This is a genomic window from Candidatus Scalindua japonica (genome assembly GCF_002443295.1).
In the GTDB taxonomy this organism is placed as follows: Bacteria; Planctomycetota; Brocadiia; order Brocadiales; family Scalinduaceae; genus Scalindua; species Scalindua japonica.
The window spans coordinates 160,398-184,975 of sequence record NZ_BAOS01000045.1 but is presented as its reverse complement, the minus strand read 5'-3'; the positions used below and the strand labels follow the sequence as shown (position 1 = coordinate 184,975).

The 24,578-nt window shown below is 37.0% G+C and carries 20 protein-coding genes and 1 pseudogene; all 21 read right to left on the bottom strand.

Annotated features, from left to right (window positions below):
• The coding region (locus SCALIN_RS21000; RefSeq protein WP_133112130.1) for a hypothetical protein at window positions 1-1,065 on the bottom strand (1,065 nt) is incomplete at its 3' end.
• Window positions 1,066-1,119: 54 nt separating this feature from the next.
• Window positions 1,120-1,704, bottom strand: a complete 585-nt coding sequence (locus SCALIN_RS22940) for an acyltransferase (RefSeq protein ID WP_203415604.1) — start codon at window positions 1,702-1,704, stop codon at window positions 1,120-1,122.
• A gap of 243 nt (window positions 1,705-1,947) precedes the next feature.
• Window positions 1,948-2,928 (bottom strand): glycosyltransferase family protein, encoded by a 981-nt coding sequence (locus tag SCALIN_RS20990; RefSeq protein WP_096896385.1) that lies wholly within the window; start codon window positions 2,926-2,928, stop codon window positions 1,948-1,950.
• Window positions 2,929-3,034: 106 nt separating this feature from the next.
• Entirely contained in the window at window positions 3,035-4,147 is a 1,113-nt protein-coding gene (locus tag SCALIN_RS20985) for a glycosyltransferase (protein ID WP_096896384.1), read from the bottom strand.
• Window positions 4,148-4,175: 28 nt separating this feature from the next.
• Entirely contained in the window at window positions 4,176-5,303 is a 1,128-nt protein-coding gene (locus SCALIN_RS20980) for a glycosyltransferase (RefSeq protein WP_096896383.1), read from the bottom strand.
• Window positions 5,278-6,630: an O-antigen ligase family protein gene (locus tag SCALIN_RS20975; RefSeq protein WP_096896382.1), complete on the bottom strand. Its 1,353-nt coding sequence runs from the start codon at window positions 6,628-6,630 to the stop codon at window positions 5,278-5,280. Before SCALIN_RS20975 ends, SCALIN_RS20980 begins: the two co-directional genes overlap by 26 nt.
• Window positions 6,627-8,258 (bottom strand): ArnT family glycosyltransferase, encoded by a 1,632-nt coding sequence (locus SCALIN_RS20970; protein WP_162532455.1) that lies wholly within the window; start codon window positions 8,256-8,258, stop codon window positions 6,627-6,629. Before SCALIN_RS20970 ends, SCALIN_RS20975 begins: the two co-directional genes overlap by 4 nt.
• 65 nt (window positions 8,259-8,323) lie before the next feature.
• The gene (locus SCALIN_RS20965) at window positions 8,324-9,481 is read right to left on the bottom strand and encodes a glycosyltransferase family 4 protein (protein ID WP_096896380.1); all 1,158 of its coding nucleotides are present in this window, start codon (window positions 9,479-9,481) and stop codon (window positions 8,324-8,326) included.
• Window positions 9,459-11,353: pseudogene (gene asnB / locus SCALIN_RS20955) on the bottom strand (asparagine synthase (glutamine-hydrolyzing)). Before asnB ends, SCALIN_RS20965 begins: the two are co-directional and overlap by 23 nt.
• A 4-nt stretch (window positions 11,354-11,357) precedes the next feature.
• Complete coding sequence (locus SCALIN_RS20950; RefSeq protein ID WP_096896377.1) at window positions 11,358-12,170, bottom strand: class I SAM-dependent methyltransferase; 813 nt, start codon at window positions 12,168-12,170, stop codon at window positions 11,358-11,360.
• Between the two features lie 138 nt (window positions 12,171-12,308).
• Window positions 12,309-13,262 carry a lysylphosphatidylglycerol synthase transmembrane domain-containing protein gene (locus SCALIN_RS20945; protein WP_096896376.1) on the bottom strand — a complete coding sequence of 318 codons (954 nt, stop codon included), beginning with the start codon at window positions 13,260-13,262 and terminating at the stop codon, window positions 12,309-12,311.
• A 116-nt stretch (window positions 13,263-13,378) separates the two neighbouring features.
• Window positions 13,379-14,515 (bottom strand): glycosyltransferase family 4 protein, encoded by a 1,137-nt coding sequence (locus SCALIN_RS20940; RefSeq protein WP_162532453.1) that lies wholly within the window; start codon window positions 14,513-14,515, stop codon window positions 13,379-13,381.
• Complete coding sequence (locus tag SCALIN_RS22475; protein ID WP_162532452.1) at window positions 14,505-16,406, bottom strand: glycosyltransferase family 2 protein; 1,902 nt, start codon at window positions 16,404-16,406, stop codon at window positions 14,505-14,507. Before SCALIN_RS22475 ends, SCALIN_RS20940 begins: the two co-directional genes overlap by 11 nt.
• A 76-nt stretch (window positions 16,407-16,482) precedes the next feature.
• Window positions 16,483-17,196 carry an acyltransferase gene (locus tag SCALIN_RS20930; RefSeq protein WP_133112128.1) on the bottom strand — a complete coding sequence of 238 codons (714 nt, stop codon included), beginning with the start codon at window positions 17,194-17,196 and terminating at the stop codon, window positions 16,483-16,485.
• 48 nt (window positions 17,197-17,244) lie between these two features.
• The gene (locus SCALIN_RS20925; protein ID WP_096896373.1) at window positions 17,245-18,591 is read right to left on the bottom strand and encodes a glycosyltransferase; all 1,347 of its coding nucleotides are present in this window, start codon (window positions 18,589-18,591) and stop codon (window positions 17,245-17,247) included.
• Window positions 18,592-18,692: 101 nt separating this feature from the next.
• Window positions 18,693-19,676, bottom strand: a complete 984-nt coding sequence (locus tag SCALIN_RS20920; protein ID WP_096896372.1) for a glycosyltransferase family 2 protein — start codon at window positions 19,674-19,676, stop codon at window positions 18,693-18,695.
• A 114-nt stretch (window positions 19,677-19,790) separates the two neighbouring features.
• Window positions 19,791-20,948 carry a glycosyltransferase gene (locus SCALIN_RS20915; protein ID WP_203415603.1) on the bottom strand — a complete coding sequence of 386 codons (1,158 nt, stop codon included), beginning with the start codon at window positions 20,946-20,948 and terminating at the stop codon, window positions 19,791-19,793.
• Window positions 20,949-21,366: 418 nt separating this feature from the next.
• Window positions 21,367-22,299: a glycosyltransferase gene (locus SCALIN_RS20910; RefSeq protein WP_096896370.1), complete on the bottom strand. Its 933-nt coding sequence runs from the start codon at window positions 22,297-22,299 to the stop codon at window positions 21,367-21,369.
• Window positions 22,296-23,165 carry a glycosyltransferase family 2 protein gene (locus tag SCALIN_RS20905; RefSeq protein WP_096896369.1) on the bottom strand — a complete coding sequence of 290 codons (870 nt, stop codon included), beginning with the start codon at window positions 23,163-23,165 and terminating at the stop codon, window positions 22,296-22,298. Before SCALIN_RS20905 ends, SCALIN_RS20910 begins: the two co-directional genes overlap by 4 nt.
• Before the next feature lie 204 nt (window positions 23,166-23,369).
• On the bottom strand, window positions 23,370-24,296 hold the full coding sequence (locus SCALIN_RS20900; protein WP_478210005.1) for a glycosyltransferase family 4 protein: 927 nt from the start codon (window positions 24,294-24,296) through the stop codon (window positions 23,370-23,372).
• Entirely contained in the window at window positions 24,284-24,529 is a 246-nt protein-coding gene (locus SCALIN_RS20895) for a hypothetical protein (RefSeq protein ID WP_096896367.1), read from the bottom strand. Before SCALIN_RS20895 ends, SCALIN_RS20900 begins: the two co-directional genes overlap by 13 nt.
• Between the last annotated feature and the right edge of the window lie 49 nt (window positions 24,530-24,578).

Here is a 24,578-nt window from a genome sequence, read left to right as displayed (position 1 = left end):
ATCGTAAAAAAGAAGCCTTCCCCAGAAGCCGGCCATGACTTGATTCTCTCTGGACTCTCTGCGCCAGCCTCTGGCTTTCGGGTTTTCCGCGACAAGGAATTGATTAATCCACCATTGATAGAGCCCGTCCCGGTAACGTGCCGGAGCAGCGTGCAGCAGATACTCTCCGCCAAAAGAGCTTCCGACAGGACCAAACACAAGACCGGTGGTGTTGTCAAAATGGATGACGCTATTTCTCCATGGCATAAAATGGTAGATATAGTATGAGGCCAGGTGACGCATCCATGTACTTGTCTGCCATGTATCTTCGTCAAGAGCATTGCTCATGGCAGTAATATGCGCTCCAAGTCGGACCAGGGAGTGGTTGCCGATATAGGAAAAACTGTTAAAATCTCCACCTCGATTGTCCGCACTGTAATTTGAAGACTGAATTACTTTTCTGGTTTCCTTCACGCCACGAGCAATCCACTTTGCAATTTCTTCATCACGATCTGGATCAGAGCCGTAAAGAACTAAAGCAGGCCACAGGCAATCACTACCAGTTGACCACCGGAACTTATTTTGCCTACCAAGCGCAAGGAAACGGTCTATCTGATTAGTAATCTCCTCCCTGGTGAGAGTGTCCATGATCAAATCCAGGGTAAAGGGGTATGACCAGAATATACTCCCTTTTTCAAAGAATGGTGAATTCTTAATAACATCGGCATAACGACGTTCACCGCTGAGTTGGTATAGTACCCCCAGACAGATGCCATCCATTTGCTCCGGCGAAAACAATTTATAGTCCTTCTTAGAGATTTTTTTGTCCCAGTATGCCTTAAAACGCTCATAATCCGTTTTCATCACACCCTGGATTCTGGACTTATACGCAGGCAGGTCTCTGCCACGAAACAGCAGACGCGGCCTTTCATTTTTCACAAGGGAGCAATCAGCCGGAAATTCCAGACCACCAATATTTATCATATTTTCATTCGCCTGTACATAACCCGCAAAAATAAAAATGCCCAAGATGATTAAAAGTATTCTGATCCCTGATCTTTTCATGATTTTCGGATATATAGCCATTAGTAATATTCCAACCTTTCTAAATTATTCAAAATAAAAAAGTATGTTATCAATTCAGCACCATTCCTTAACCTCTTTGATTACCTTCGCTGGATTACCTGCGACAAGGGTATATGGAGGCACATCACGAGTTACCACAGAACCCGCGGCAACCACAGAGCCTTCACCAATGGTAACACCTTTCAATATAATTGAACGGCATCCAATCCAGACTCTATCCATAATTTTAACAGTTTTTACGATTTCCCGCGTGCCATTTAAAGAATGATAATCACGGTCCATAATGACACAATCCCATGCTACAATTACGTAGTTACCTATTTCAATGTTTTCGCCGCAATGTATCTCCGTTCTGTCACCAATAGAGCAACTATGACCTATTTGTAACCTGGCAATTTTATTATTAGCGCTATTTTGACAATTGAGCTTTACGCACGGCCAGAAAGTGGTAAAATCTCCAACACTTATCAAACCTTTTCTTTTAACAATTTTAATACTGCCTATTATTCTTATCTTAGATATTTTTTGAAACCTTATAAGTGATGTGAGTATCCCCTTAAAATATCCTACACTTTTATGAATAAGTTCAAACAACCCCTGAGAACGGATTTTGTTGATTAATTGTATTTCTTCGCTCATTGATAGTAAATATTTGAATGTAAACTGAATACATATTCAACCTGAATTACAATATATTAAATTATTGAGTGGCCGGCATTGAAATATAATTTAAAGCAAAATGAATCAGTTAATTTCAAGAAGTTTCTTCACGCGATCTTTTAAATAAAAGAACATTTACTATACAATAGTAACACTAATCATGCAAGATTGAACACGGGTCAAAAAAGGAGAAATAGATGTACCGAGCCAACTATACCAGCATCACTTTCTATATATTTTATTTAAGAAATTATTCCATTGAATTTTCCATTCCTCATCTCTAATTAATTTAATACTTTTCATCTCTTCAGTTAACTTATCCTTATGTTGAAACATTTTCATTATAGCCTCAGCTATATCTTTTGCAATATTCTCAGTATAAACAGAACCTTTACTAAAAAACCTTTTTATTACTTTCTTGTTTGATATTATTAAGGGTTTTTCTGCGGCAATGGCTTCATAACCTCCACATAATAAATTGTCCTCTTCGTATGTCAAAACCATGATGGCATCCACTGACCTCAACATATTTTGATACATTTCAATTGGCAAAAAGCCGGTTAGTTCAATATTTGAAGGTAATATATCTTTATTAAATCTATTATGTTTTCCTGTAATATAGACACAAATACCTTCAGACAGTAGACTTCCCGCTTTAATTACCTCTTCCCACGGCTCATCCTCTGAAAACGTACATACATACAATATATTTACTTTACCCTTAAGCGGTACTTTCTTGAATTTGCGGTCAAACGTGGGGATCATGTCCGGCAAAATGAATATTTCATTGTTTGTTTTGTCTCTTATCTTCTCCTGATAGGAACTATTAGTTACTATGATCAAATTGCAGCATTTTAGTGAGAATCTATTTAACGACTGAAAAAGCAAGCCATTTAACCCCTGAGGATTAATGTAATGCGTATGGAGGTCAATAATTAATGAATATTTAAAAGCATATTTGTAAACCGCGGAAATGAAAGACAAAACTACAGATGGGTTTGGGACAATAAGAATGTCTGGTTTTTCTTTCAAAAGAATGAAAAAAGTGCATATAGTAGCAACGATATATCTTAACAAAGAAAGATGTTTAATATCTTCAAATATGGTAATTGAATAAAATTCAGCATTAAGTTTATTAGCCAATATTTTGCTTCTGGTGCTGCCAACCGCTTCCCATGTTATCCACAGTAGTTTTTTTTTCAATGCTGGATCCGACTAAGTGCAAATGCAGGTCTTCGTATTGTTGTAACTATACAATTTGAAGTAAGAGAATTGTATATCATGTTCAAATACCGGAAAACGTACAAATTTAGATTTTAGCGATTTTTTTATATTGTTCCAAATACTGTTCAGTCATTCTTTCAGAAGAATATCTGTTCACCACTGTTTCCCGAGCATTATTACCTATCAAACTACATAAACCCGGGTCCTTAATTACCGTTTGTATCGCTTCTTTAAGCAAAGACACATCGCCTGGTGGAACAAGAAGACCGTTCTTTTTATTTATAATAACCGAAGGAACAGCGCCTACGGATGTAGCAACCACACTCTTTTTCATTGCCATTGCTTCTAACAGTATCATTGGAAGCCCTTCGTCTAAAGAGGGCAATACACATATATCCGTTATCTCTAACAGTTCTTCTATATCATTTCTGAATCCGAGAAAGTGCACACTATTGTTAATGTTCAACTTCCTGCTCAATACCTCCAGTTCTTGTCTGAGCGGACCGTCTCCTATACACATCACCTCAATATTATTTATACTCAATCCCGCTATTGCCTCCAGGAGAAACTTGTGCCCTTTCTGCAAATTCAGCCTTCCAAATAAACTTATTATAATACTATCTTTTTTCAGTCCGATCGTTTCCCTATACAACAGTTTGTTAAAATTGTGCAATTCATGCCATTTCTCCAGATCAATACCATTATGGATAACTACGATATCGTCTCTTCTCATTCCCGTCTTTAATAATACCGTTTTGATTGTTTCAGAAACTGTTATAAGCACACTTACCCTTCTCATAACGAACGATTCAAGGAAGGCATACAACTTCAATCGGAAAGTTTCATTAGTCCAGAGATGACATGTTATAATTATTCGTTTACCATTTCTACCCTCTGCGAGAAAACCTAATACTGATGGTTTATATCCATGGCAGTGTATGATGTCTATATTGTATTTATTTATGAGGCGTCGCAAACTCCACCAATCAAATTTTACTGTCTGAAAAACCGGAACGACTTGAATACCGTGTTCCTTCGCCACAACACCTACCTCTGGAAGGTCGTCTTTTTTGGACATTATGCATCCCAGAACTGGTACAAAATCAGTATTCTTCATCTGTTTGCACAAGTTTATTATTACATTCTCAGCGCCATAATATCCGGCACTATCAATTAGATGCAGTATATTGATTGCCATAAGCAGGTCTTTACATAGTTGCTACTGATTAAAATGATGAATACAATTTTTCATACTGCCTGACAACATTATCAAAGTCATAATTTTTTTCAATTTTATTCCGACCCTCTTGACCAGTTTGCTTCCGCAGTTCTTCGTCTTCTAAAAGTTCTATAACACTCCTTTTGAATACGTCTGCATCGTTTAGAGGAAATAACCTCCCATTTGATTCATCTACAAGCGAACTGTTTCCCCCTACCGCCGATGCTACAACGGGAAGACCACATGACATTGCTTCTAAAATTGTCATGGATGTGCCTTCGCTCAAAGATGTACAAACGTAGACGTCAAAAGCAGGTAAAACATTGTCGACATCTGACATTGCACCTGTAAAACTGATTTTCGAATCTATCCCCAGGCTTTCTGCATGCTTGATAAGACGCTCCCTGCATGGCCCGTCTCCTACAATCAGAAGCCTGCATTCAGTGACTTTTTCACAAATAGACGGCAGGCAGGAAATCAAGAACTCCAGATTCTTAACGGGATCTAGTCTACATATCGTACCTAATACTTTAACTTCTTCATTCAATCCGTATTTCTTTTTTAATTTATTACGTCGTTCTGAATGCATTGGTATAAATTTATGTGTATCCACACCATTGATAATTGTCAGCAGTTTTTTTCTTTTTATTTTTACTTGCAAGGCCAGATACTCGGTCAACTCGTGAGATACTCCAATCACATGATGAATCACTTTCGACGAAATCCATTCTTCCAGCATAATAGACCTTTTATCCGGTTTAAACCGACCATGATCAGTATGAACAATGCGTTTTACCCTTGCCAATCTTCCGGCAAGCGCCGCGTATACCATACAACCGCTCTGCGAATGAATTATGTCAATCTTGTTTTCCCGTAAAATCTTGTATAATCTGACTAATAATCCTATATCAAATGGGCCAGGTTTTCTTTGTAGAATATATGCCTTAAGCAAATTATTTTCTAATTGATCATAAAAGAACCCCCCATTATCAAGACAACAGAGATAGGGAATAAACTTCTCTCTGTCTAGCTTGTCGATCAGAAGTTTTACGATTCTCTGAAGCCCTCCCAGTTCCATTTCAAGGACAAGATACAATACTCTTATTTTGTCAGGATACCTGGTCAAATTTGCCATAAGCCATATAAATTGAATTCTCTGGTTTTAACGTTTTACTATTGTTTTTAATTTGTTCTTCAATGTTTCGTGCCACATTTGAGGTAATAACATAAAATGACGTAAGCATCCAGAAATACCCATACCACAGAACAGAGATAAAAATGCCTGTAACCAGATACGCAACCATTGCTCCACCATACGCAAGTGAAAGAAAGTGAAGTGTTCGTATCCCTTTGGAAATACTCTCTTTCTCTTCTTCAGTAAGATTTGTAGCTGCCAGTAGCGCCCCCTTTTTTGTTTCAAGGGTCGAGAGATAACGCTGGTCTTTATAATTTCCCCAAATCATTCCGAAAAAAAATATTGTTCCGACAATACCCATTTCAGGTAACAGTGTAAAGTACAGAGAATGGGCAACCCTTCCCCACATTCTATAAGCTTTCTCTTCTATTGGAAAATAATCTTGAATCCACATTCCAAAGTTTTGTGCTCCAACGCCAATTATTGGGTGATCCAGAAACATTCTCCACCCACCCAACCAACTATCAAAACGCTCCTGTCCAGTATCACCACTCTGCGATTCCACTTGTCCTGTGATAGTAGCCATCTCATCCCAGTATTCCTGACTGGCAAACGCAGACATCAGTACAATCATGAATACCACTATGAAAATTAATGTTACCTTATTTTTACTCCTGTAAAATATATAAAGCCCCACGCCTAGCAGTCCCACAAAACCACCTCTGGAGAAGGACGCGACATTCCCTAAAACATATAATCCTACACAAGAATAATAAAATATTTTCTTCCTTATATCCGTTGCCTCCTGTGCAAGAAAATATCCAAATGGAATAAGGATATTCATTAATAGTGCAAAGTCATTTTCATCACTTATCGTTGGCAAGTTTACAAGGCCCCTGGCTAATCCTAAAAAAGCGATGAAAATACTTAAAATAACATACAACTTTATGTATTTAACTATTTTATAATGATTATTAACAAATTGTACCTTGAAGAGATACCCTATTATGGTAAAAATCACGAAACCTCTTATTACCGCAATAGAAACGCCTGTATTTCTTGCAAACGGCACTTGAATGATCATCAATGCCATAAACGCAAAAAAGAATTTTGTCTGTAAATTACCAACTAACTTGCGTGGTTCTTTTATATAGCAGATTAACAGAACAAACAAAATCAAGGTAGGGAAATGGATCAACACCCTTCCCCCTGGCATCAGCCTGTCAGGTCGAAAAGATCCGAAAACCAGGAGTACAATTAATAGCGTATAGGTAAAACTTTTCTCAGGAGAGAAAAGTTTTTTTATATTTGAATTATTTTCCATCATAATTTGTATATGAAGAAGGTATCACCTTGATTATATGTAGTCGGAGAGATTGTTTTTATCAAAGTAACGCCTTTTTCAGAATACACTGACTTGTAAAATGAAGCAACTCTGGAGTTTTGTTTTCTAAAGAATTCTGATGTCCTGTCTTTCAGCATACCACTACTCAAAATAATATATTCGTACTCATTTTTTTTATAATACCCAATATCCTCCACATCCAGACCAAACATTGTGGAGGTAATATCATATGAGATTACAGGAACAGTCTTTAATAATAATTCATAGTAAATTAACGCGTTCTTATCAACCATCCCATGAATAATCTTTCCTTCATTAACATTTCCTCTTGCCTTTTTTAATGTCCTTTCCATGCTTTCTCTATTTTCCGCAATTGGAGGGGCAAATGAATTGATAGACTTTCCTGAATCCATCAGAATTTTACTACCGGGAGGTATGTTGGCTTCTATCCAGTCCCTGGCAAGATACCTTGTATTTTTACCACTCAAAGAAATCCCATGAGAGACAACATTAATAGCGGGTTTGATTAACGCAAAAAATATAAACAGAGTAAGTATTAACTTCTTCGTACAAACTGGCCCACTGTTTTGTACAAATCTTGTATGCATGTCACTGAGAAATTCTCCAACTAGAATAAATATAAATGGTACAACAGGGATCAAATAATAGTATGCGACCAGGTTTTTCGATGCACCCATCAAAATATAGAAGCTGACAATAAATGAGAGTATTACAATCTGCCGCTTTTTCCGATGGACTAGAACATAGATAATAGAAAGTATTGTTAAAATGGAGATTACCATTCCCATACTGCGGAAATAATAGAGGGGATAAGCCAGAAACCCTATGATATCATTGGGTACAACATTGACTCCAGTTGTGTAGACGTTACCTAGTCCCATAATACTCTTCACAAATTTCACAGGAGCAATCAATATTGGAGGATTACCAAGGATAAAACCAATAATAAAAAACATAATAAAAAATTTTGAGAAGTTAAAAATCCTCTCCTTCACCATTTTGTAACCAAAAGAAACGGTAATTAAGAATGGTATAAACAATAATATTGAATTAATCTTTGTTTGAATTGCCAGGGCCATAAAGAACCCACACCAGCCATAATCCCACTTACTTACATTGCTCCCGTGCATAAGCTTCAAGATATAGTAGAGTGTTGAAACAACCATAAGACCCAGCACCGCATCAACTTTGACTTGTTGTGAAAGATCAACGTGAAACGGCGTTATTGCCAACAATATTGACGCAACAACCGCGACCTTTCTATCAAAAAACTTATACCCTGTTTTAAATAAAACACCTACTGTCAAGGTGCCTGCAACTACGCTTGTTAAACGACCCAGTGTAAATAGAGGACCCATATTTCTGACTATTTTCTCCGCAAACTCCATCGGGCCGGAGAAAGAATTAAATACCGACCAGAGAATATAATACACCGCGTATTCTACAGAAAGTATATAGAGATAAAAACGCTTTATCCAGCGTTCCAGATTAATATGTCCGGAACAAACCCTGAGCCCTTCAATTACTTCATTATATTCATCGGTTGTACTAACATTCCATATCCCCCAGAGGCGTACAAACAATGCCATGAAGATTATATAGCAAAATGCATATTTCACGATGTTTGTTTTATTATCTGTGCTTAACATATTAATTATATATTTAAAGTATTATATAGTTTAACATATTGGTTTGTTACTGAATCAATATTATAACCAGCTAAAATAGTTTTACGCGCATTCTCACCCATTTCTTGAGACATTTGATTATCACAACGGAGAAGTAGTATTTTTGAAAGAAGGCGTTTGTAGTCTTCCGGAGGATAAAGCAATCCGTTAGCGCCATCAACCAGTAACTGACGGTTTGCATCAATATCTGAAGCAATCACCGGCAGTCCACAGGCCATTGCTTCAAGTAATATATTGGAGAGTCCTTCGCCTTCATTACGTGCTGGAAAAACAAACAAATCGGCACATTTCAAGAATTTGTCAACTTGCCTCTGTATACCCAGGAAATGAACCTGTTCAGTCATATTATGTTCTGCAACAAACCTCTTAGACTCAGTCTCTACACCCTCTGATTGAAGGGAATCCGAGCCTATAACAATCAGCCGACTTTGCGGGTGGTCATGTATAAAACACAACCATGCCCTTAATAAGATATCCAACCCTTTTCTCCTTACCAACCTGCCGCAGAAGATTACTGTAAAACAATCCGGATCCAGTTTATATTCATTTCTCAATACCATCTTGTTGTCGGGTGGACTAAATTTATCAGAATCAACCCCGTTAGGAATAAAAGCTACTTTCTTCTTATTAAAACCAATCTTCACAAGATCATTATATATCTTATCACTGATACAGACTACACGGTCTATGTTATTAAATAAACTGAGCACAACAGGACCGTACCATTTCCTCATAATACGGCCTATCTTCTGATCCTCAGATACCTTAATAATAATTTTCTTTCTTAAAACTGTGGCAATAAACAGCCCGATCAGCCCCATCCCAACAGAACCGTGTACATGGACGATGCTGAACCCTCTCCTTCTTTTCCACAATAAAAGCAGAGTTGATATCGTATATGAAATGTGACCTGTCAGTTCTTTTCCTATAGCCGGCACACGGTATATACTATAACCATCTTTCATTTCTGAAACTTCGTGCTCTTTTAAAAATTTACGGGTAACGACAAAAGGGGTAAAACCGTAATGTTGAAGTCGTGGCAGAAGGAGTATGGCCTGGTTCTCCGCCCCACCAATAATGGGATAATATCTGTATATCAGATTACATACTTTCTGTTCTGACATTTATGCTTTTATCTATGAAAATACAATACCATATCTGGAACATTAAAATCAGCCATACCCTTCGGTCATAGTTGTACGCCTTTTTCTCCATAAGTCTCCAGGCAAACTGAACATAATCAGGATTAAAGATGCCCTGTTGTCTGATAAATTGCTCACTCAACAATTCGCGCGCATATTCTCTCAACCAACCTGAAAGCCATGTCTGTACAGGAACGTTAAACCCGTGTTTCCTCCTGTAAACTATTTCCTCAGGAATAATATCTTTTACTGTCTGTTTGAGAATATACTTACCTGTTTTGCCCCGGAGCTTGTATTCATGTGGAAGCTGCGCCACAAACTCTACCAGCTTATGGTCCAGAAATGGCGACCTTGCCTCAAGGCTGTTGGCCATTGTCATCTTGTCCGCCTTCATAAGCAAATCATCCGGCAGGTATATCTTCTCATCCAGGTAAAGGGCCTTTTCCAGGTAATTATCCGCCGCACACTTTTCATAGAATGCTTCATAAGTGTGAAATGAGTGGTTATTGATTCCATGATAAATCTCCGGCAAAAAGAGAGCGGATTTCTCTTCTTCATTAAATACTGCCATCCAGCAGGCCGGCCTTCTGGCCTTGTCCTGCTTAGCCGCCCAGAACCCATGAATAAGCTGGGCATATTTTTTTTGGGTAATTTCCTGGAAATGGAATATATACCATTTTTAATAACGCCAGGAAGATAATCATAATACCTGGCCATTCTTTCGAGAGGATAGTGGTGATAACCTGCAAAAATTTCGTCAGAACCTTCCCCGGACAATGCAACAGTTACATGCTGCCGCGCGAGTTTTGATACAAAATACAATGGCACACAGGAGGAATCCCCCAATGGCTCATCATGGTACCAGACAAGCTCCTCCAGCAGGCGGGTGGAGAGTTTTTCCATAGTATATTCATGGTGGTCAGTCTGGAAATGGTTTGAGGCAATTCTGGCAAAGGTTATTTCATTATATTTTTCAACCGGAAAGCCGACTGAAAACGTTTTAATAGAACTGTTTGTGATCTGGCTCATGTAGGCAACAAGTGCACTGGAATCTATTCCCCCGCTCAGAAAGGCGCCCAGTGGAACATCGCTTATCATACGTAAACGGACTGATTCACGGACCAGTTCATCAAGCCTCTCAACAGCATCTGCTTCCTTTATTACTGTCTGCTTTTCTGCATAACTAATATCCCAATATTTTTGAAGCCGCATATTCCCATTTTCTACCGTCATAAAATGCCCAGGGTTAAGTCGTCGAATGCCGTTAAAAAGGGTTTCCTCTCCAGGAACGTACCCTGTTGACAAATAGGAGTTTAATGCGTTAAAGTTTATGTGTCTTTCCACCTCATCGGCAAGCAGCAACTGCTTAATCTCCGAGGCAAAGAATAAGGTCCCCTGAGCAATGGTATAATAAAGCGGCTTTTGTCCCAGCCGGTCCCGGGCAAGAAATAAACGTCTGTTGTTTTTATCCCACAGAGCAAAGGCAAACATTCCCCTGAGATGATTTACACAGTTAACTCCATAATCTTCGTAAAGGTGGACGATTACCTCAGTATCTGTTTTTGTGCTAAACGCATGACCCTTTCCTGTTAAGACATCCCGTAGTTCTTTAAAATTATATATTTCACCGTTTGAAACAACAACTGCTGATTTGTCTTCATTATAAATGGGTTGATGCCCCGTGTTCAGGTCAATTATTGATAGGCGCCTCATGCCAAGGCCAATGTTCCCTTCATTAAAGAAACCATCATCATCAGGCCCACGATGGGCGATGATGTTACACATCCTTTTTACAAGGTCCACATCAATGACCTTATCAGAAGAGAATCTATTTATTCCCGCAATCCCACACATAAATCTATTTTTTTTTCCCAATAAAGATTAAATAAGGACTCCATAAAGGGCTGTCTAATCCCCTGTTTCTTAAAAAAACATGCATCAAAGGATTCAACACCATTTGAAGGCATAGAAGGATATATTTTACATATACCATAATTGATCCGGGTTTAACGTTGAATGTTGCAAAATTATACGTTCCATAATAATCACAATAAACTTCATCTATAGACTCCATCATAAACAGTGATCGAAATCTTTGGAGCTCCATGATTTCTAAATTGTGCTTTTTAATTACACTTTTATTCAGAATGGTCTGAACATAATAATTGAGTCCTCTCAGGTTTGGCACTGTTATCAGAATCAATCCTGATTTTTTTAGAAGATTCAGGTGATATTTAACTGCTCTTGATGGATCATCAAAATGCTCAATAAAACCAAAAGATGAAACAATATTAAAAGACGATTTGTATGAATTCTGAAAAGCCGGATCAAAAAAATCCGCATGGATCACGTTATTGGGATTTAAATTATTTTTTCTGAAGTACTCCTTATTTGAATTTACACCGTCCGCAGAGTACTCTACTCCATAAGGTTCATATTCAAAAATTTTGTGCATATATAAAAGTCTCCTGCCAGGGGCACTGCCAACTTCCAGAATCTTTAAGTTAAATAGATTTGGCAAATACTTTCGGCACAATCTGTCAAAAGCTGAAAAGGTATAGCTTTTGAAATATTTTGTTTCATTCAGTTTATCACCTATATTCTGCAGAAAGTGATTTTTATTATCTGTATGAACATTATCCCAGTGGTTAATTTTTGTAAGACGTTTCATAATACACTCTCAATGCAATATGACTCTGTTATTTAATCGGTTTTTGCTAAATAGTCAATTTTTCAATCCAATGACAGCAATGACTTACGGCAACAACTTTTCTGAAAATTTGAAAAGAATCGAATTATATCAACAGAGTCATATATCATGTTTAGCTTTTGCTGGTATCAGTTTTTTGGCTAAATTAATCATCGTAAGAATGACCAGAACAGTGCAAATACCAATAACTCTATTAATAAGTGTTATCGAAATCGCCATTTCGGCTTCCAGTCCTGATAGATGCAATACAAATGCGGATATAGCGTCTCTTACTCCAAGACCTCCGGGAACAAAACTTATTAAACCTAAAATAAATGCTGCAGTTGTCGCAAAAAGTATATTCTGCAAACTGATGTAACTCCCCGTTGCCAGCACTAAAAAGTACATAAGTAAGCTTCCCAGGATCCATATTGTAGAGGTAATTAAAAAGTTGTATATAGCCTGCGGCATTTTAAAAGCGCCTGCAAAATGACTAATAAAACTCTGGATGAAACTGTTCCCTCGAAAAAAAATGAGACCTGCAATAAGCACAATCACGATACATATCCCTGGAATCAGGAACCTGGAAGCACCTGCAATTTTGCTTCCCACCTGATCATAATACTTTATTGCAAACACAATAAAAACCATACCGGCAAAAAGTATATCATAGATAATCTCCAGACCGATGGATGCAGTGGTCTTTGACACCTTTACTTTGTTTAACTTTAATAGTCCAACTTTTGCCCCGATACCAAGCCCCTGGATCGCAGAAGCATAATTGAGGATGACACCATACAGGTATATATTATATAATCTCAGGAATGGTATCTTAATATCACAAAAGCTCTTAAAACGGTATGTTCCTGTTAACAGATTCAATATCCAACAAAATATTCCCAGAAACAGGTACACAGGGCTAAGATGCAGAAAGGTATTTAAAAGATTACTAAATCCTGCCCTTCTTACCAGTAAATACAGGATGACAAATCCAGTCAGACTGGCAAACACACCAAATAAGTTTTTTATGTGTCTCTTGTATGGCGCAAGAATTGCGATCATTTTTTCATTCATATTTATCAATTAATTTGAAGCAAAATTTATAATAACATCAACAGTTGTAATAATTTCAAGTATTCATAAATCATTTTTCAGAAATTGATTCAACGTAAATTCAAACCAATCTACAATTAATGTATTCTCTCCAGGACACATTCAAGCTCATGAATAATTGCATTATCTCCTGATACATCAAGAAATGTTTCCCTTGCACTGGACGCAATTTTGTTCATTAATGATCCATCTTCTTTCAGCCTGATAATGGCCCTGGATAGGTCTTGAGGGTCGGCAGGGTTACATAACAACGCATTTTCACCATTTTTCAGACCTTCAACGATACCTGGTGTTCTGGCAGTAATGATAGCCTTACCCATAGCCATGTACTGAAAAACCTTATTAGGGATAACTCTTGACGCCTTCAGTGAATCTGAAAATATCCCTAAACATACATCAGTATTTGCAATGTATTGAGGTAATTCCTCATATTTTACCCACTCTATAAAATGTATATTATCAAGTTGCGCGTCCACTACCATACCTCTTATTTTTTGATAAAGCTGACCCTTACCAATGAAAGTAAATTGTATACCCGTATCATCTTTCATTATCTCTGCGGCTTTGACAATAAATTCAATACCATGCAATGGTGTATATTTACCCATGAATAGTACATTAAATTTTCCATTTTGCTTTCTTTGAACTCCAGGGGAAAATATCTCAGTATCAGCTCCGGCAAATATCCTGGCCATTTTTTCTCTGGGGGTACCGAACGTATTATTAAAATAATCAATATGCGCGTATGTATCCAGGATAACAACATCCGCAAGTTTACAGGAATATTTATCAAGCGAGTAAACAACCCTGGCAGAAAAAGAACCCACTTTTAACATCTCCCTGTCACATACCATCGTATCATAAAGTGAAAGAAACGTATCAAAGACAATCTTCTTTTTATTAAATATTGAGAATAATTTTATGAAAAATATATCAAGGTGACCAAAATAACCTACAAATATGATATCGTGATGACCAATAAACAGATATTTAATAAAAAGCCTTGGATAGATAGACATTAGCCTTAAGACGAATTGGATTTTACTTGCCACACCAACAAATGTCCTTGTTTTATCTATTTTGTCTCCCCACAATGAAATATGACACTCTTTTACTTCATGCCCCATCCTTTTGAGGGTCTTAATCATTATCTGGTTTCTTGAATATGTCTCCTCGTATGTACCAAAATAGCAGACCTGAGATTTAACCTTCAATATCTTCTCCAAACTCTCTCTCATAAATACCATTTACTAATTCACTTAAAATCCCCGCGGAAAACCACTGAAGCCCCAGGACCATTAACATGACGCCCATTAGTAAGAGGGTATAGTGGTTTCCAATATTACCCTCTATGAACTTAAGAACGCACAAATAGGCATTGATTGAAAGGCCGACTAATCCGACAGAAACTCCAATCCCTCCAAAAAAATGAAGCGGCCTACCCTGAAACCCTGTTAATAAAACTATTGTGAATAGATCCAGAAATGCCTTTGGTATGCGTGTTATACCGTATTTTGATTTACCGAACTGCCTTGGATTATGTGCTACTTTTATTTCTTCTATTTTATACCCTTTTCTTGCGATTAATATGGGAAAGTATCTATGCAGCTCTCCATATAACCTTAAATCCTTAATTACTGACCTCTTAAATGCCTTTAAACCACAATTTATGTCACTAAACGTTACCCGGCTGAATAGGGAAACTATTTTATTGAAGATCGCGGAAGAGAGAAGGCTAAAGAGTGGCACTTCAGTTCTATGGCCAATGACAAAGTTACAGCCCTTATCAATCTCTTTAATAAAATGATGAATCTCTCCAGGACTGTCCTGCAGGTCCGCGTCCATCGTTATTATTATCTCTCCAACTGAATAATTAAATCCTGCCTGAAGCGCCGAAGCCTTTCCAAAACGCTTGCGTAGCTGTATAATCTTGATACGATCATTTTTGCCGTATATGTCCATCAATATATCAAATGATCCATCATTGCTCCCATCATCGACAAAAACAATCTCGTAATTCTTTCCGCTGTTTGACAGATTTAATTTTAATGAATTATGGAGGATGCTTATACTTTCCCGTTCATTGTAAAGAGGAACGACTATTGACAGATCTACATCTCCGGTCTCCTTTTGATTGTCTCCAATATAATTCCTGATGCTTATCCCCCCCCCTCCCTTAGCTTGTGATATATTAGCAAGCATTTCAGAGAGGAATCCTAACGAAATGGATTGAGAACCGAAAAGAACAGATAAAACACCAAAGTAGGACAGTGGTCTATGCCCTAATATTGAACCGTATGTAATTTGCAAGTATGTTATAAAAAATAGGATTAAAAAACCGACAGTGAGAAATAATGATCCGGTAAATCCAAATAGATATATCGGGGTTCTTATATATTTTGTCAGTAATACAACGGTAAAAAGATCGAAAAAGCCACGGATATAACGTTTCAATCCGTATTTGGATTCTCCGAATTTACGAGGATGATGCTTTATGGGGATCTCTCCTACACGGTATCCCTGCCAATGCGCAAGGGCAGGAATATAACGGTGAAGCTCACCATAAACACTTATTTCATCAAGGATTTCACGTTTGTATGCTTTAAATCCGCAGTTGAAATCGTGTAATTTAAGTCCGGTAAAAAGTGATGTGATTTTATTAAACAGCTTTGATGGAAGCCTCTTCTCAAGAGGATCATGTCTTTTTTTCTTCCAACCGGACACAAGATCATAACCTTCATTAATCTTACTCAGAAAATTGGGGATTTCTTCCGGGTCATCCTGAAGGTCCGCATCCATGGTAAAGACAATATTCCCGCCTGCTACCTTAAAACCCCTGTTTAAAGCCTTTGCCTTACCAGCGTTTGTTCTGAACTTAATGGTCTTGACACATGAGTTCTTATTTTGAATTTTACTGATAATTTCATAAGAATTATCAGTACTGCCATCATCAACAAAGATAATTTCATACGAAATTGACAGTTCTTCAAGCACTCCTTTCAGCTTTTCGTACAAAACAGGTAGAGACTCTTCTTCGTTAAATAAAGGAATTACAACAGAAATGTCTATTTGCCTCCGATATCTATCTGATGTCATATTTTTCATTGGAGAATATAATAAGTGAGAAATATCTTAAGATAATCACAAACTGTTTTTTGTGATTATCATAATAATGAAATTCTTAAATCTGTTCTTCTTTATTTATATCTTTTTTCTTTAAAACTGCAGGATTACCCGCATATACACAGTTTTCCATTACGTCTTTTGTAACAACCGAATGAGCGGCTATAATTGAGTTATCACCGATGGTTACCCCTTTCAGGACCATACTGCCGTTACCAATCCACACATTATTTCCAATTCTTACCGGTTTAACATCTACTTTATCGACAGGCATTCCTAACAGTCTTTTTTCCGGACTAATAGGATGATCATCGCTATCCATGATGATACACGAAGCGATCATGCAATTGTCACCAATGATCACTTCTTTCGCGACACTGATAGTGACACCATAGCCAATATAGGTATTGTTTCCTACCTTTAATACCGGACTATCAAATACCTTACTTGCCCCAAAGGTTGTTCTCCCAATCCTTACATTGTCTCCTATATATATTTTCAGATGGTTTCCAATAACATATGGTATTCCATTCAGTAAACGCAAATCTCTGCCAACCGTTTCACATCTTGCCCTGAAAAGTGGGACTGACCAGAACACATTGATAAACCATCTAATCGTTGACTTAGTAAAACTGTCCAGATAGTAAAGAGGAAGGTGTACTAGTGAAATAGAAGGAATATTGAAATTTAAAAGAAAGTTGGCAATTTTATAGAGAGAAGCATAAAAAGAGTTCTCTCTTCTTTTTATTTTAAGTATTATGTTCTTGAGCATATTCTCTACTGGCCACTCTTTTACCGCATTCAAAGGTAACAGGAATAACTATGTTATTCTTTCAAGAAGGAGGGCTAATTCTTTTACAATATTTCCTGTATCATATTTTGACAAAACTTCAATAGAACTCTGGGTTGATAATAAATCCTTTTCTTTGAAAGCTTGATACAAAAACTCCTTAATTCCATCAACATCTGAGTAATTGAAAACCTGCCCTACTCCTGTAGATTTAATCAAATCCGATGTCTCTCCCTGTCCGGTCAAAGTAAGTATTGTCACTCCCAGACCTATATAATCATAAACTTTAGCGGGTATCTGCAGAGGCTGATCTACTGCCAAAAGCAGCGCTGAATGACTTCTCTTGATAATTTCTAATGACTTTAAATAAGGTACCTGACCTGAAATATCCACTACATGGTCAAGGCCATATGATTTGGCAATTTCAGATGTCAAATAACCGTCCAGATATTTACAGTTTCCGATTAACTTAATTCTCATTTCATCAGCATTGATCTTGCCCTCTGAAATTAACTCTTTTAAAGCTTTAAAAACCACCTCCGGGCTTCTTCCATGATATAGTGTGCCAGTGTAAGAGAGAGTAAAGGTGCTGAATTTATTCAGTCCATTACACCTGGAAACCAGTGCATTATCAAACCCGTTACTGATATGTATGAATTTGTCCGGGTGGTGCTGTTTAAATGATTCCTGGTAAGTACTGCAAAGCCTCCTGGTAGTAGTCAATACCTTATCGGCGTTACCTATCATTTTACGTTCCATCCATAGGCCAATCTTAGTATACAATAATCTACTCGGCCTTGGTTTTGTGTAATCAACCGGTGTTAACCATGGATCTCGAAAGTCAGCAATCCATTTAACACCTGTAATCTTTTTCACTAAAAGACCAACTACATGAGAGGTTACTGGGGGAGAAGAGGTGACAATACAATCAATCTTATTGCGCTTGATTTCCTTAACAGCTTTGAAGAGTGCCGGTATTGTCCACGTCCTATATTCATCCGGAAATCCAATAAATAACATTTCTACCAGGTCTTTCAGCTTTTGGGCTATTGTATCGTATTCAGGATGAACAAACGATTCCTCAAGCTCGTCCAGAGTAACTCCACTCTTCTTGATCCTCTTTAAATAAAACCCTTTTAATAGCAGGTAACCCTGTTTAATATTTGGAAGTCTGCCGGCTTTGAATACTGTTACCATATCCAGGTCTTTCAGTTTCGCTGTATCAAGTGCACTTAGATAGCGGTCTTTAATAGTTAATACGTATGTGTTCCATCCATTTAAAGGTAGTATTCTCGCAAAATTGAAAATTCTTTTTCCTCCGACCTCAGTACTTGGAGGAAAATGATAGGAAATTAATAATACTTTTTTTTTATGCATTTAAATAGATTAGTTAGATATTTGCGGTAGAAAAGGATCGACTATTTATGAAGAGCTGTTTAAAAAAAGCAGGTGCTGTTTTGTTAGTGCTTGAAGTTTTACTAGTTAACATACTTGTTGTATATAATTCTCAACAGGTTTGGTAAAAATAATACAAAAGTTCCAAAATCAATTTTCAATTGTATTAACAATGTATTAAAGTCAATTTTATGAGAATTTGCAATTTCATGTAACAATACTTTCAGAAAGGAATCTCTTCCCTCCTTGAGCCTTCCTCTTATTAATGTTCGTTGATCTATATTTAGAGTGAAACCATTCAAAATATACTTATTTTTTTTAATCTGATTTTGTGCAAACTTCAATGCATTTGATGTTCCCCATCCAGCACCTGCGCAAATGTTTATACCTTCTCCGCAAAAAACCTCAATATTTGTTGAAAAGACTACTTTTACGTTCAATTTAGAAAAATCAAGCCAGAATATCAGGTCCTCTCCATTGAAAAATTCTTCACGAAATCTAAAATTTGAATAATTCTCATATCTATACACAACAGTAGGAGTACCAATAAAATTATTTTGTAATAAAGAATCAAAAAAACTTCCCCTAAATTCATAAAGATTCATTTCTTTATCGATATTTACATGACTGTTTGCTGAAAACTTAAGGTTAGTATCAGGGTGTTGAAACCTGGAGTAATTTGAAAAGTGACGTTGAAAATTACTAAAATAAAAGTCATAACCTTTTTCCAACCCACAAACGGCATTCTTCAAATGTGAAACCTCCCATTCATCATCAGAGTCAAGAAACGCTACGTATACAGTATCTTTTGATACAGAATTTAGCCCCCTGTTTCTTGCACCAGCGGGGCCGGTATTTTTCTGTTCGATAATCTTTATAATACTTTTGTTATCTGCAAGTAAAGACCCCAGATCTTTTTTTGCCGGGACCGGGGAATCATCATCTATAACAATAATCTCATAATTATTGACACCTTTCTGCCTCAAGACAGAAAGAACCGATTTCTTTAATATTCCACTTTCTTTTTGAAAATATGGAATGATAATTGATATTTTATTATTATCCATATTTCAAATAATTTATTTTTTGTTTCGGAATGTAACAGTGACATAAATATTCTTGTTCAGGCATCTCAAACTTCAGAGTATGAGCAGCAGCTATATCGTGTAAAATTCTATATATCACTCATTTACCTCCGTTATATATTGCTTAATTAAGCGAATGACATTATTTCGATCATAATTACGGATTGTCACCTCCCGTGCGGCAGAACCCAATTTATTGCATAAATTGATACTATTGAGTAAATCAATACATGCTTCAGCAAAAGACGCGGGATCATCGCGTAAAAGCAACTCCCGCCCATCATACATTTCAATACCTTCTGCTCCAATTGTAGTCGAGACAACCGGTTTACCATAAGCCGCTGCCTCAATTATTTTAAGACGTGTTCCTCCGCCGGAAAGGATGGGACAACAGATAACTCTCGACTGTTGATATAACTTGTCAAGATCATCCACAAAACCTGTAAACTCAACTCCTGGGATTTTTGTTTTAAAACAGCTAATATTCTCCGGATAGGTCCCGGCAATTAATAATCGGGCATCAGGCACTGCCTTGTATACATAAGGCCATATTTTATTGATCAAGTACTCTGCCGCAATAACATTCGGCGTATAATTGTAGCTGCCAATAAATAGCAGTACCTGTGAATTTGTATGAGAAAGTGGCTTTGGAATAGCAGCCGCATTTGGCACAACGCGAACGCCAGACAATCCCCAAAAATTCTGAAGATAGTTACGGTCTTTTTCCGAACAGACAAAAGTTTTCCTTGCCATTTTAATTGCCCGGCGTTCACCCCACCATAGTGCCGGTACCTGTAAATATAGTAGTGGTTTCCCCATCCATCTCGGAGGCTGACCAATATTACGTATTAATGCCACATGCTCAATATCATCCAGGTCAAAATAGACAGGTATGTCTGTGTGGTTTGTAAGTAACAATGGACAGATCGATTCTAACCTGTGAGCGATGATCGATGTAGGTTTGCGCTGCAGACAATCCCTGAAAGCCTGTACCTGGCGCAACCCGCTTGTACCGGCAGATCTTAGCTGTTTGAAGAAACTGAAAGCTCCTGCCCCATAAAGACCCCAACGTGTCATCCTCTCTTTATGCTCAACCCTCGGGCAGAGAAATAATTTAATATCAACGTCCCAGTATGAGGAGAGAGACTGTTGAAATTTTGCTACTGCGGATTTGGAAGTATCTATATCAGAAGGTACATAAAATAACATATCAAGAGTACCAAGCTCTTTTACAGCACTTATAAACATTTCCATACGTTTATAAGTTGCAGTCGGTTTTCTATCTATGTTGCCCTTAAAGTGATTTGATATAAACAAGAAGTTCATTCAATTTACAAGCAGATTTATGAAACAAAGAAAGGAAAGCTATTCGATAATCTCTATTTCCAGAACTTTTTATGAAGAATCTTATGATTATAATAAGATTAATTGATTACGTACTACTACCAATCAAACTGAAGCTTGCTTTATGATTACCGAACCATAACAGGCAAATGGCAGTAGAAGACAAATCCTAGAAATGTCTCTCCTGAAAAGTCTCAGACAAATATGAAGTATTATCCGGAAATAAAACCAACTTTGCTCGTTTTACAATATGACTTTGCATAGCTCACCGCATCAATGACTACGATAATATAAGACTGATCTTTTGAGAGTGATTATGTCTGAAACTTCATAATTTATATTTCCTGCTCCACTTAACCTTCAAACAGCCGGAAATAAAACCAACTTTATCAAATAATTCTAACTCTTTCCGGAAGTGCCTTGACCATGAAAGAGGAAGCGTAAATATCCATTGAAAAAATATTATAAATGTTTGCCTGATCATATACAAAGGAACTCCAATTATATTTCTATCATGGCAAGGTCCCTTAAGAAGTGCCGACATCTCACTATTATCAAATCGCCATTTGCGAAAGTAAGATTTACGCATACGTTTAGCAGGGATACAGTGATGTACAATTAAATTTGGTGTATACAAAATCTTCTCTCCATTTTCAATCAATCTTTGGAGGAAATCTGTTTCATCGAATGAGCACAACTTTCCGAATATCCTCCCCAGCGAGGTGTTAAAGGTTCCATATTTTTCAAACATTATCTTTTTGACAACAAAGTTTGCTCCCCATATTTTCGGTTTATCCAGATAAAACGGGCTATCTCCGTAATCGAGCAATGCTAAATTACCATAAAAATCATGATTGTTGTCAAGCCATTCAGGACAGGATATCTCCCAGATAGGCAATATCTTACCACCCACACAGGAAATGCTGTTCTCTTTAAAAACATTATCAATATTCTGCAACCAGTATTTGTCAACAATTACGTCATCATCCGTATAGGCAATGATTTCGCCACAAGATTCATTAATTCCTCTGTTTCTTGCATGAGAGTGTCCTTGATTCTCCTCAAGAATATACCTGCAATTTAACCCGGAAGTACTTATAAATTCATCAACAACTTTTCTTGTATTGTCGGTTGAATTATTGTCAACAATAAGCAATTCCCATTCTATATCATCTGATACAGTCATTGCTTTAATACTCTGCAATGTCCTATTTAAACTATCAACGCGATTATATGTGCATACGATTATGCTTATATTCATGACTTAAGAACTTTATTAAATCTATTTCCTTTAAATAAAGATATTGGTCGTATCAGCAAAAACAAGGTTTCCGCTAGGGTTTTTATCTCTCTCTTTAACAAACCTTTTATCAAAATCTTATAAACCCATCTCTTTTGTATTACGTCGCCAATCATCTGGGAAAACGGGTATCTTACTCCCGCATATCTCCAGCCAAGACCCTCATTTTCACAACGATTTATTAGAGATTTCAAGTTATAATTGTGGCCATGATAAGCTATTGAATCCTTCGCATTTGTTATTTTGTAACCTTTATCACCTAATTTTCTTTGTATAACCTTATCTTCACACATCACGGCATCACCAAAACGAGTTTTCGACCATGCGTTACGTTTGATAGCAAAGCTACAGAAAGATACACCTATATTCCCGTAGTTTCTAATAAACTCATCCCCTTCACTGGTAAAATAAAATAACCCTTTTTTTTCCCAGTAGAAAACTGTTTTATCACGTGGAAGAATTGTTCTTCCCTGGACAGCATCTGCTTCACTCTGGATTAACGGTTTAACAAGTTTACTTAACCATTCTCTATTTGCGGGAATAACATCCTGTGATAGAGTTACAATGTATTTACCATTTGCGAGGCTGAAGGCATAATCCCTGGTTGGACCAAAACTGAATTCATATGGCTTTATCTTATATAGTCTGACAGGATATCTGTTCAAATATCTAAGTGTACCATCCGTTGATCCGGAATCAACGATTATAACTTCAAATTTAAAATCAGTTAGCTGTGAGTAAATTGCAATTAGACATGATTCGAAGTCACTACCGCCATTTTTAGTTAGAATTGCTATAGAAACCAGAGGTTTAATTTGTGGATCCATATTAGGTACACATTAATTCAATAATTGTATAAGAGAAATGCATTTGTTATATTCACAACTTATGGATTGCAACGAGCTTCTATGCGGATCAACACAACAATCACATTATTCAGAAAGGCCAAAGTTGTTATTATTTTTCTCAAGCGAATGTATTTGTCCAGTTAATTTTTGACATCAGTCACGGAAGAGAAAGTCTTATTATTTTTAAATAAATCTATCAATAATATCTAGGATTTTTGGAGCACAGACTTCTATATCATTTTTCTCTCTAACTTTTTCAGAAGCCCTGCATCCAAGTTTTTTTCTTAATCCGTCATCATTGGCCAGAATAATAACTTTGTCAGCCATTGCATGAATATCGAGATATGGCACAACAAAACCTGCATCATCCTCAACAAATTCAGGAGTACCTCCCGCTTTATCAAAGCAGATGATGGGTTTTCCAAGGGCTGCAACTTCAAGGTTTACTAATGGATATGAATCTTCACGTGAAATCATGGCAAAAACATTAAAGTCGGCGTAGTAATCAATGGGATTTGACACATGAGGTATTATATGTACTCGCTCTGATAAACCAGCGTGATTGATGTCGTGCTGAATCTGGTAGTAATCGATACCATTCCGCCCGCCCCCACCCACCCATACAAAATGTACACACCTATCCTGAAGCCTTCTAATAACATCAAATGCAAGTTGAACAAAAAGTGTCTTACCTTTTGCCCAGGTTGTCATACCGGAGCCGCCAACAATAAAAGCGGTTTCCGGAATATCAAGTAATTTCCGTATCTGACCAGCATTATCCGGTTTGATGCTTAAGACTGAACCTGGAACAAATCCATGAACCATATCTATTTCATTTTCCGGAATCTGGTGTTTTTGCACTAGATTGTTTTTAACGGCTTGTGACACGGCAATATAGTGCCGTTTGTTACTCTCAAACGTATTTGATTGAGCTTGGCGTATCGCATATTCAAGTTCATGAACATGAGTAATAACAGGACAATTTAGATCAAGCAGAAATCTCAGAATCTCACCATTTGTAATGGTGTTTGAATAAATAAGACCTATATTGTCATCACTAAGTTGCTTTTTAAGACGTTTTCGACAAAACCGATTTTTTAATGCCTGGATGCGGGGATGAAAAAAATTTTTTTAATTAAACCATCGTTGGGGATATTTTTAATATTAAAAATATTGACTGGAGCCAATGCTTGGAATTCAGGTTTTAGTTCGCCATCTTCTCTTAGAATAATCCTAAAAGGAATATTGGTATTATCCTGAAACCATCTTAAAAAGTTCAACAAAATGATTGGAGCACCTGTCCGTGAAGCATCATGACTAATGAATAGAATTTTTTTAGGCATTATCCTGAACAACAACTTCTTTTATTGGTATTAAGTGCAAAATAGATTT